11 protein-coding genes are annotated in these 11,109 nt (G+C 38.0%); 8 read left to right on the forward strand and 3 right to left on the reverse strand.

All coding sequences use genetic code 11. The annotated features are described in order from the left end of the window. Positions 1 to 278 precede the first annotated feature (278 nt). A complete protein-coding gene (locus I2F89_RS12810; RefSeq protein ID WP_019722749.1) occupies positions 279 to 995 on the forward strand; it encodes a YcjF family protein in 717 nt (238 codons plus the stop codon). A gap of 114 nt (positions 996 to 1,109) precedes the next feature. Here I2F89_RS12810 and rlmD read toward each other — a convergent pair whose 3' ends face one another. Beyond that, positions 1,110 to 2,486, reverse strand: coding sequence for a 23S rRNA (uracil(1939)-C(5))-methyltransferase RlmD (gene rlmD / locus I2F89_RS12815; RefSeq protein ID WP_071865984.1), 1,377 nt, complete (start codon positions 2,484 to 2,486; stop codon positions 1,110 to 1,112). A gap of 105 nt (positions 2,487 to 2,591) precedes the next feature. Here rlmD and recX point away from each other — a divergent pair, with 105 nt between their 5' ends. From recX to I2F89_RS12830, 3 genes are all read left to right on the forward strand, one after another. Continuing rightward, complete coding sequence (gene recX / locus I2F89_RS12820; RefSeq protein ID WP_071865985.1) at positions 2,592 to 3,392, forward strand: recombination regulator RecX; 801 nt, start codon at positions 2,592 to 2,594, stop codon at positions 3,390 to 3,392. Then, positions 3,385 to 4,569: an A/G-specific adenine glycosylase gene (mutY, locus tag I2F89_RS12825; RefSeq protein WP_071865986.1), complete on the forward strand. Its 1,185-nt coding sequence runs from the start codon at positions 3,385 to 3,387 to the stop codon at positions 4,567 to 4,569. The genes recX and mutY overlap by 8 nt, the downstream gene beginning before the upstream one ends. 92 nt (positions 4,570 to 4,661) lie before the next feature. Next, entirely contained in the window at positions 4,662 to 5,195 is a 534-nt protein-coding gene (locus tag I2F89_RS12830) for a DUF402 domain-containing protein (RefSeq protein WP_010735893.1), read from the forward strand. A 60-nt stretch (positions 5,196 to 5,255) separates the two neighbouring features. Here I2F89_RS12830 and I2F89_RS12835 read toward each other — a convergent pair whose 3' ends face one another. Continuing rightward, positions 5,256 to 5,690, reverse strand: a complete 435-nt coding sequence (locus I2F89_RS12835; RefSeq protein WP_019722746.1) for a GNAT family N-acetyltransferase — start codon at positions 5,688 to 5,690, stop codon at positions 5,256 to 5,258. A gap of 135 nt (positions 5,691 to 5,825) precedes the next feature. On the opposite strand from I2F89_RS12835, the gene I2F89_RS12840 reads away from it, so the two are divergent. From I2F89_RS12840 to I2F89_RS12855, 4 genes are all read left to right on the forward strand, one after another. Next, positions 5,826 to 6,950, forward strand: coding sequence for an AI-2E family transporter (locus I2F89_RS12840; protein WP_071865987.1), 1,125 nt, complete (start codon positions 5,826 to 5,828; stop codon positions 6,948 to 6,950). A gap of 126 nt (positions 6,951 to 7,076) precedes the next feature. After that, positions 7,077 to 8,453 carry a hemolysin family protein gene (locus tag I2F89_RS12845; RefSeq protein ID WP_071865988.1) on the forward strand — a complete coding sequence of 459 codons (1,377 nt, stop codon included), beginning with the start codon at positions 7,077 to 7,079 and terminating at the stop codon, positions 8,451 to 8,453. Positions 8,454 to 8,698: 245 nt separating this feature from the next. Next, entirely contained in the window at positions 8,699 to 10,279 is a 1,581-nt protein-coding gene (locus I2F89_RS12850) for a peptide chain release factor 3 (RefSeq protein ID WP_195514474.1), read from the forward strand. 242 nt (positions 10,280 to 10,521) lie between these two features. After that, positions 10,522 to 10,743: a flagellar motor switch protein gene (locus I2F89_RS12855; protein ID WP_071865990.1), complete on the forward strand. Its 222-nt coding sequence runs from the start codon at positions 10,522 to 10,524 to the stop codon at positions 10,741 to 10,743. 21 nt (positions 10,744 to 10,764) lie between these two features. Here the strand turns inward: I2F89_RS12855 and I2F89_RS12860 are convergent, their stop codons facing one another. After that, positions 10,765 to 11,085 (reverse strand): DUF1827 family protein, encoded by a 321-nt coding sequence (locus I2F89_RS12860; RefSeq protein WP_071865991.1) that lies wholly within the window; start codon positions 11,083 to 11,085, stop codon positions 10,765 to 10,767. Positions 11,086 to 11,109: the final 24 nt, after the last annotated feature.

Genomic DNA, 11,109 nt, shown 5'->3' on the forward strand with positions numbered 1-11,109 from the left:
TACCCACCCCCGCCACTAAGATATTCTTTAACGATTTTTATCTTTAATTCAAAATGATATTTTGCCATACAAATAGCAACCCCCAAAAGTTAGATTTTTTGGTCTAACTTTTGGGGGTCGCTGCATCATTTTCACTTCATGGGTGTTTATTTGTATGTTCGAACCATCTAAAATAAAAAGAGCGAGGTTCGATAATGATCCCATTTTTTGGCGAACTTCAGGTTGTATTGTATGATAGAAATAAGGACACCAAAAGGTAGGGTTACGGAGGAAATCAAATGAAAAAATTTTTACGAAAAAAAAAGAAAAACAAAGAATCGATTGAAGATACTGTAATCGAAAACGAAGAAACAAAAGTAGAAGAAACATTGGAGCAAACGCCTGAGGAACAAAAAGAATTTGCTTCCTTTTTTGCTGAAACAATGAAAAGACTTCCTCAAAAAACATCCGCGGCTATTTTACGAAATTTTGATTCGTCAAAAAGCAAAGCGGAACAAACATTAGCAAAGAGTAAAACACAGTTCGACCGTCTATTTGAAGAATTCTTAAAAGGGGTAGACGAACCCTTACGTAGAAAATGCCATGCAACGATTCATGCGGCCTCTTTGACAGCGGCGATCATCGGTTGTTCACCGATCCCTTTTTCAGATGCTTTTTTACTTGTACCAGTTCAGCTAACGATGATGGGACGTCTCCACAAGTTATTTGGACAATCATGGTCTGAATCATTAGGTAAAAGTGTCTCAAAAGAGTTGATCGTTGTTAGTTTAGGTAGAAGTGCAGTAGGGAATATCATTAAGATCATTCCGGCAGTAGGTACAGTGGCTGGTGCAGCGATCAACGCAACAGTCGCTAGTACGATCACTGAGTCATTAGGTTGGATCACAGTAAAAATGCTGAATGATGGCGAAGATATTTTTGATGATGTCATGTCTTTCAAAGGGCAAGTTCAAACACTTTTTACTTTATTGAAACGAAAAAAACAAATGAAATAAGGTTTGATCAGAAATAATCGGATAAAAAATAAGCATTGACCTCTGAAATAGTTTTGACTATTAAGCAGAGAGAAATGCTTATTTTTTTTAAGGATTCTGGCTGGCGCTATTGAATTATTTTTTTGTTAATTTCACGACGACTTCACAGCGTGCTGTTTGAGGGAACATGTCGACAGACTGTAGATACTCAACGTGAAATACTTTCGCTAATTGGACGAGGTCTCTTGCTAAAGTCGAAACATTGCAAGAAATATAAACTAATTTTTGCGATGGATTTTTTAAAATTGCTTGGATCAACTGCTCATCCAAACCAGTACGTGGCGGATCAACGATGATCCCATCTGGACGAAAGCCTTCATTCAACCACTTTGGTAAGAGCTCTTCCGCCGTTCCCACTTCATAACGAGTATTCTCATATCCTAAACGTTGTGCGTTTTTCTGTGCATCTGCAATGGCTTGGGGGATGGTATCCATTCCGCGTACTTCTTTTGCTTTGTTTGCCACACTCAAACCAATTGTCCCAACACCACAATAAGCATCTACGATCGTTTCTTCTGGTTGGATGGCTAAAGCTTTGATTCCTTCGCCGTATAAGACTTCTGTTTGTTGAGGATTCAACTGGAAAAAGGCACGAGGTGAAAGATCAAAAGTTACTTCATTGATCCGTTCCTCAATGGCTTCTTTTCCCCAAAGGTGTTTTGTTTCGTCACCCATCACAAGAGAGGTTTTTAAAGGCTGCACGTTTTGCATGATCGAAACGACTTCAGGGAGTTGTTGATTGATCTCGCGAATCAGGGCATTTTTTTGTGGGAATTTTTGACTCCTAGTGATAAAAACAACTTGTAGCTCACCTGTCTGTATACCCACTCGGACCATGATCGTGCGGAAAATCCCGCTATCCGCACGTTCATCATAAATCGGTAAATCATATTTATTCAATAAATCGACGACTGTATTCATCACTTTTTGTGTCGCTGGCTCTTGCACTAAACAATCAGTGATCGCTACTAAGTCATGAGAATTGGCTTGATAGAGTCCAGCTTCGATTTTGTCTGTCTGTTTATTTTTCCTCAATTGAAATTGTGCTTTGTTCCGATAACGCCAAGGATCATCCATTCCAATCGTCGGTAAAAGTGGATACTCACGATAACCGGCGGGTTTGAATTTTTCTAAAGCTTGCAAAAGCAAATCTTTTTTGAAATCGAGTTGTGCATGGTACGCTAAATGTTGCAATTGGCAACCACCACATTCATAGTAGACTGGACATGGAGCAGTCACACGGTCACTACTTGTTTTTTTGACTTTAACGAGCTGTCCTTCGGCATAGCGAGGGGTCGCTTTGGTGATCTTCACTAGGACTTCTTCTTTAGGAAGGGCATACGGAACAAAGACGATCATGCGTTTAAAGTAGCCGATTCCTTCTCCGTTGATCCCTAAACGTTTGATTTTTAATGTGATCGTTTGGCCGTTTTTAACAATTGCTTCTGGCATAGGTATCTCCCTTTTTATCATTATGTGGCTATATTCTAACATATTATAGCGAAAGTTGGGGATTTTCTATGTTATGATAGGAATATATGTTCGAGGAGGGATAGTTTGCTTTCTATTGCAAGAATCAGTAAAGGCAAGGGGCCTTTTTATCAGATTGATCTATCAGATGGCGAAACACTACAAGTATCAGAAGATATTTTAGTACGCTATCGTTTATTAAAAGGACAAGAATTGACAGAAGATAAATTAGCTGAAATCAAAAAGAGTACAGGTTATGATTTTGGCTTACAGCAAGCATTGAATTATTTGAGTTATCAACTAAGAACGGAAAAAGAAATTCGGATCTATTTAAAAGACAAAGAAATAGGACAAGAAGACCGTCATAAAATCGTTGAAAAATTAAAAGAATTAGGCCTGATTGACGATCTGACATTTGGTGAAAGTTACGTCCGTACGAATATGCGTTTGAGTGACAAAGGACCAAAAAAATTGGCACAACAAATGCAACAAAAAGGGCTATCACCAGAAGTGATCGAGCAGTCTTTAAGCCAGTATCCATTTGACGAGCAAGTAGAAAATGCGCGACAAACAGCAGAAAAGACTTATGAAAAAAATCGTGCCAAAAGTCAAAAGGATCTATTACGGAATATCCAACAGAAGTTGATGACAAAAGGATTTACCAATGATGTGATCCAAGAAGCGATGCAAACATTACCCCAAGAAACCGATCCAGAAGCTGAATACGAGCTTTTAGTACAACAAGGGGAGAAAATCTGGCGTAAGAATAGTCGCTTTGAACCTCAGAAGAGAAAGATGAAAGTAAAGCAGAGTCTCTATCAAAAAGGCTTTGATTTTGAGATGATCCAGCGCTTTATTTTAGAAAAGGAAGAAGAAGCAAGTGAGTAGAGAATGGGAAAACTGGTCCTTAGAAAAAACAAAAGAATTTCAAGAACGTTTTATTGAATGGTATGAGCTTGAAAAGAGAAATCTCCCTTGGCGTTATAATCAAGACCCTTATCGTATTTGGATATCAGAAATCATGTTGCAACAAACCAGAGTCGATACAGTCATTGATTATTTTTATCGCTTTATGGAGTGGTTCCCAACCATCGAAGCGTTGGCGCAAGCACCTGAAGAAAAACTGTTGAAAGCTTGGGAAGGCTTAGGTTACTACTCGAGGGCCAGAAATATTCAAGCTGCTGCAAAACAAATCATGGAAGATTTTGACGGAAAGATGCCACAAACACCGGAAGAAATCAGTACATTAAAAGGGATCGGTCCTTATACGACAGGGGCAATCGCAAGTATTGCTTTTGGGGTACCTGAACCAGCGATCGATGGAAATGTCATGCGTGTGGTTAGTCGGCTGTTCTGTATTGAAGAAGATATTGCGAAAGCATCAAGTCGCAAAGTATTTGATCAAGCCATGCGGAAAATCATTGACGAAGAGCATCCGGGTGAGTTCAATCAAGCATTGATGGATCTTGGCTCAGCAATCTGCACGCCGACCTCGCCTAAATGTGAGGAATGCCCGATCCAAGCTTTTTGTTTAGCAAAAGAAAAAGGGATTCAAACCGCCTATCCTGTCAAAACAAAAAAAGCAAAGCCGCGAGATGTTTATTATGTTTGTGCCGCGATTGAAAACGCAGAAAGTGCTTTTTATTTTGAACAACGAGATCAACAAAAATTACTGGCTGATATGTGGACATTTCCGATGGTAGAAGTAACGAAAGAGGTATACGAAAAACTAGAAACAGACTGGCAACCTAAGAACGAAATCAGTTTATTCGATGAGGTTTTAGTCGCTGAAGATGGTGCTTCAGTATTGCCTTTTGCTCATGCGGACAAAGTCGTATGGCAAAAACGTCACTTAGGGGAAGTGACGCATATCTTCAGTCATTTGAAATGGCATGTTTTATTATTTTATGGTCGGTTGCCTAAGACTGAAAAAGACCTATCTGAGACTGGCAAACAGACGCAGTGGCTGATACCAGAAGCATTTGAACAAGTAGTTTTCCCAAAAGTGCAAATGAAGCTCATCCAGCAGTTGGATAAAAATCGAAACAATAGTAATCCTTTCTAGGCAAAGATGATTTTTATTGCTATAATAATTACGATGTCGGTGTAATGAACACCCCAACACAAAGCACAAAATGTTGCTAAGGAAGGATTGCGATGGGAGTTCCAAAAGAAGGAGAGTTTGTAACGATCCAAAGTTATAAACACGACGGCAAATTGCATCGAACGTGGCGCGATACCATGGTATTGAAAACAAGCGAACATTCAATGATCGGTGTCAATGATCATACTCTTGTAACAGAGTCTGATGGACGACGTTGGGTGACGCGAGAACCAGCGATTGTATACTTTCACAAAAAATACTGGTTCAATGTAATAGCAATGATCAGAGAAAAGGGGGTTTCCTATTATTGTAATCTGGCTTCACCTTTTTTATTAGATGATGAAGCATTAAAATATATTGATTATGACTTAGATATCAAGGTTTTTCCTGATGGCGAGAAGCGCTTGTTAGATGTCGATGAATATGAAATGCATAGTCAAATGATGAATTATCCAAGTGATATTGACTTCATTTTAAAAGAGAACGTGAAGATTTTGGTTGACTGGATCAATAATGGAGATGGCCCATTCTCAGAAGGCTATATTGATATTTGGTATGACCGTTACAAGCAATTGTCGCAAAAGTAAACGAAAACAGTAAGTAAGTGAAGGAATCTTCATCTTGCTTACTGTTTTTACTTGGATGCTTCACAAGTTTTTTTTCATGTTGAGATGTTGGATGCCCGCATCTTCGAAGACTTCACCGTAGGCTTGATAATCAAGCTTCTCGTAAAAAGGAATAGCGGTCAGTTGAGCGCCTAATTTTATCGTATCAAAGCCTTGGTTTTTAGCAAAAGCCTCTGCTTCTCTTAGCAAGACTTGCCCCAAACCTTGTTGACGGTATTCAGCAAGGATCGCCATACGTTGGACTTTTATCTGGCCATTTTCGAGTGGCAGTAAACGAACAGTACCTTGCGCCTCCTGTGCATCTGTATAAAGGACGAAATGGATACAATGTGCCTCATCCTGATCGATTTCTCTCTCAAAGGGAACACCTTGCTCGACAACGAAGACTTGGTTTCTGATACGTACAGCATCGAGATAGATCGGACTCATCGTATCTTTTGTATGAACTACTTTCATCAAACAGCCACCTTTCTTTTCAGTAGTATACTGTAAAGTGATCGGAATGGAAAGTGCATAAAATAAAATCAAAAATAACAGATTTTTTCAAAAGAATGTTATATACTATCATAAAAAAGGAAAGAAGTGAATTATTTGTTCGATAAGTTAAAACAATCAAAGTTGATGTTCTGGTCATTCGAATTGTTGATTTTAGCAACATTGATCTTAGTCTCCTCGAAAATCAGCTTTGTCTTCCAACCAATCGGGACATTCTTCTCCACATTATTTGCACCAGTTTTGATTGCTGGTTTTTTGTATTATATTTTGAATCCAATCGTTGGATTATTGATGAAAACAAAAATAAAACGGATCTGGGCAGTAGCAATCGTACTGTTATTGTTAGTAGCCGCTCTGGTCTGGATCTTGTTAAGTGTCATCCCAAGTTTAGTCCAACAAATTTCTTCTTTGGCCTCGAATACGCCGAACTTTATTCGCCAAGTAGAGACTTGGTTAGCAGAAGTTGCGCAATGGTCCGTATTCAAAGATGTCGATATCAATAAATATTTTGAGCAATTGGATATTTCATATGGCACGATCATCCAACAATTTCTGAGTGGCTTGTCTAATAGCTTAGGTTCGATCGTTGGAACGATTGCTTCAGCGACCATCGTTATTATTACCGCGCCGTTCATCTTGTTTTACATGTTGAAAGATGGCGAAAAACTTGTACCAAACATCAAACGTTTCTTCCCAGAAAAACGAAGAGAGCAAATCGTTGAATTGTTAGGACAGTTGAATAAAACGTTAGCTAATTATATTAGTGGCCAAGCAATTGAATGCTTATTCGTTGGTACATTCACCTTTCTAGGTTATTTTGCATTAGGCGTAGATTACGCCTTCCTTTTCGGAGTAATTGCTGGTTTGACCAACCTCATTCCTTATTTAGGCCCATATTTAGGTTTAGCTCCTGCCTTTTTAGTGACAGTATTCAATGATCCATTCAAAGCATTGCTGTGTTGTGTGGTCGTTTTGATCGTTCAGCAACTAGACGGAAATATCATTTATCCGAATGTCATTGGTAAATCATTGAAGATCCATCCACTAACGATCATTATCGTTCTACTTGTTGCAGGAAACATTGCCGGATTACTTGGGATTTTTCTGGGTGTACCTTTTTATGCGATCTGTAAAACAATCATTTCTTATGTTGTCAAGATCGTAAAAGAAGATAAACAAAACGAGAACAAGAAAAAAATAGCGACGACTCTTGAATCTTAATGATCGAATGGCTATTTTTATTGCAAAGAAAATCGCTTTATGATACCATTTTAACGTGGCTACCTTTAGCCACGTTTTTTTCTTTAAAAAAATAAAAATATAAATGAATAAGGAGAGAATGCGATTATGAATGCTGACCCTGAGAGTCAGTCGCTGTTAGCGCAAATTTTATTATTGATCATTTTGACATTGATCAATGCTTTTTTAGCAGCTTCCGAAATTGCAGTTGTATCGATCAATAAAAATCGGATCGAACAAAAAGCGGAAGAAGGAGATGTTAAATCTAAAAAGCTTTTAAAAATATTGCAGAACCCAAATAACTTCCTATCAACTATCCAAGTAGGAATCACTTTGGTCAATATTTTATCTGGTGCATCTTTAGCTAATACTTTATCCGTAAGATTAGCCCCACTATTAGGTGGCGGTGCCGCAGCAAGAAGTATTGCAAATATTATCGTACTGGCTATTTTGACCTATGTTTCGATTGTTTTTGGAGAATTATACCCGAAAAGGATCGCTTTGAATAAATCAGAAGAGGTAGCGAATTTTACCTCAGGTATGATCCGAATGATTGGTGTCGTAGCGAAACCTTTCGTGTGGCTATTGTCTGCATCTACCAGCTTGTTGGCACGGATAACACCAATGACTTTTGATGATGAAGATTCAAAGATGACCCGCGACGAAATGCGGTATATGCTTGAAAACGAAGGGGTATTGAACAACGAAGAGTTGGAAATGCTTCAAGGTGTCTTTTCCTTAGACACAAAAGTTGCAAGGGAAGTAATGGTTCCTCGAACAGATGCTTTTATGATCGACATTAATGACTCCATTGAAGAAAATGTCAACGAAGTACTATCGGAGAATTACTCAAGAATTCCTGTTTATAATGAAGACAAAGATAAAGTTGTTGGAATTCTTCATACGAAAAATTTATTAAAAGCTGCCCATAAATTTGGGTTTGAACACTTAGAAATCAAAAAAATCATTCAGGAACCACTTTTTGTTCCAGAAACGATTTTTATTGATGATCTATTATATGAAATGAAAAAAACACAAAATCAAATGGCGATCCTGTTAGACGAATATGGGGGAGTCGTAGGTTTAGCGACATTAGAAGACTTACTTGAAGAAATCGTTGGAGAAATCGATGATGAGTCAGACGAAGTAGAAAATCTCTACGAACAAGTCGGTGACTATGAGTATATCATCCAAGGTCGCATGTTGATCGATGAATTTAATGAGGCGTTTGAAAGTAATCTTCACATGAGTGATGTGGATACGATGGCCGGCTATTTGATCACAGCTTTAGGTATGATTCCCGATGAAGGAGAAAAACTTTCATTTGATGTTGAAAATATTACCTTGATTTCTGAAGAAATGGAAGGTTCAAGAGTACTTAAAATTCGTGTGATCTTCCATGATCCAGAAGAAATAGAAGCTGAACCTGAAGAAGAACGTCGCTATTTCAAAAAAGATTTTGAAGATGACGAACCGCGAAGATAAAGCACCTTCGATGATCTTTTAACGAAACAAAGAGCGGATATATCACTTGCTGTATGAAGTGATGTATCTGTTCTTTTTTTGGAGATATCGAATGAAAAGAAAAAGTAAAACTGTTTCGCTTACTTTTTCAAATTGAAGATCCATGCTATACTATTTGAGTTGAAGAAAAGGATAGAGGAACTATCGAATAGTCGAAGGGGTTCTCTTTTATGAAGCAATAGACAAATGAAGAATGGAGTAAATTTATGAACAATCCAGAATTAAAACAGCAAGTGGACAATCGACGCACATTTGCGATCATTTCCCATCCGGATGCGGGGAAAACAACGATCACCGAACAACTGCTTTTATTCGGTGGTGCGATTCGCCAAGCAGGAACGGTCAAAGGGAAGAAAACAGGTAATTTTGCAAAATCTGACTGGATGGAAATCGAAAAACAACGTGGGATTTCTGTTACTAGTTCCGTGATGCAATTTGATTATCACGGTAAAAGAGTCAATATTCTAGACACACCTGGGCATGAAGATTTCTCAGAAGATACGTATCGTACGTTGATGGCTGTCGATAGTGCAGTCATGGTCATAGATAGTGCAAAAGGGATCGAGGCACAAACCAAAAAACTTTTCCAAGTAGTTAAAAGAAGAGGTATCCCTATTTTCACTTTCATCAATAAGTTGGACCGAGATGGTCGAGAACCGCTTGATCTATTAGAAGAATTAGAAGAGTTATTAGATATCGAATCTTGCCCAATGAATTGGCCAATTGGTATGGGTAAAGGATTGGAAGGATTATACGATATCCATCATAACCGAGTAGAATTCTATCGTCCTGAGAATTATCAAGATGAACGCTTAGCTCAATTAGATGAAGAGGGCCACTTGCTAGAAAATCATCCCCTAAGAAATAATTCATTGTACGAGCAAGTATTAGAAGAAGTAGAGCTGTTAAAAGAAGCCGGGGATTCCTTTAATGAAGAAAAAATTGCACGAGGAGAGCAGACGCCAGTATTTTTTGGTTCAGCTTTGACTAATTTCGGTGTTCAGACGTTTTTAGAAACATTCGTTGATTTGGCGCCATCTCCTTACGGACACAAAACCCGTGAAGATCAAGTAGTCAGCCCTTATGAACAAGAGTTTTCTGGTTTCGTCTTTAAGATCCAAGCCAATATGAATCCAGCTCACCGAGATCGTATTGCATTTGTACGGATTTGCTCAGGGACTTTTGAACGTGGAATGGACGTTTCATTGGAACGGACGAACAAAAAATTGAAATTGAGTAATGTCACGCAGTTTATGGCAGATGCCAGAGAAAACGTTGAAAATGCTGTAGCAGGAGATATCATTGGTGTATATGATACCGGAAATTATCAAATCGGCGACACATTATATGAAGGAAAACTAAAAGTAGCTTATGAAGAATTACCTTCATTTACGCCTGAGCTTTTCATGAAAGTAACGGCTAAAAATGTGATGAAACAAAAATCATTCCACAAAGGAATCAATCAATTGGTACAAGAAGGTGCCATCCAATTATATAAAACCTATGTGACTGAAGAATACATCATCGGGGCTGTTGGACAATTGCAATTTGAAGTTTTCCAATATCGGATGTTGAATGAGTACAATGCAGAAGTGATCATGTCGCCAATGGGTAACAAGATTGCTCGTTGGATCGAGCCAGAAGATCTGGATGAGAAAATGAGTTCGAGTCGTAATATCTTAGCGAGAGATCGCTTTGATCAACCGCTATTCTTATTTGAGAACCAGTTTGCAGAGCGTTGGTTTGCTGACAAGTATCCAAACGTAAAATTAAAAAGTTTGATGTAATCAGTGATTCTCGTTACTCGTCAGTTGCTTTATTTTTAACATAAAGCTTAAAAATATTCATTTAGCATATAAAAAAAACAAACACACGGCGATTCATGTTTTCAGTGAATTGTCGTGTGTTTGTTTTGGATTTTAACGTTTTTTTGGTTATTTTGAAAAAATCAATTATAATCAAATAAAAAAATAGATTAGAATATTTTTGCGTATATATATATAAAATAAGCAAAGAAAGTAGGGAACAAATGGAAACAGAAATCGAAAAAAAACAGCGTATTGAAAGAAAAAAAGCAAAAATGCGTCGAGTATGTCAAATGTTGGATATTGAGAACTGGGAAAAAAATGAACGGATCGTCAAAGAAATCCGCTCGATCATCCAAGCGGATCGACCTGTAAAGGGGAGGGAAGTTGGAAATAGGAAAAAGAAAAAAAGGGAATGCCAAGTGCCATCGACAAAACCCTTTTGATTCATGATTTAGTTTTTATATCTACATAGCAATTGGTGCATCTAAATTTCTTTTTGGAATAGAGATTTCTACTAATCCCGGTAACTCGATCACTTGGATGTCTTCAGGATGGTACTCAGCGTCATGGATTTTTTTTAAGAAGTAGTGTTGGATTTCTTCAATTTCCTTTGGTTGGATATTGCGATTTTCATTCATCAGAACGATTTCGTTGTGCTCAGGAGCTTCTGTATAAATAACGGTTGTATTTCCTGCGGTATACACCTTGACCATATGTGCATCTGTATTTTCCAACTGATTCAAAACTAATCGTGAATGGCTGTTTGTTACATTAACTAGTTTCATGGCGCTCACCTCTCTTATGTATTT

Source organism: Enterococcus sp. 1001283B150225_161107_E12, from assembly GCF_015556925.1.
Classification (GTDB): Bacteria; Bacillota; Bacilli; order Lactobacillales; family Enterococcaceae; genus Enterococcus_B; species Enterococcus_B mundtii.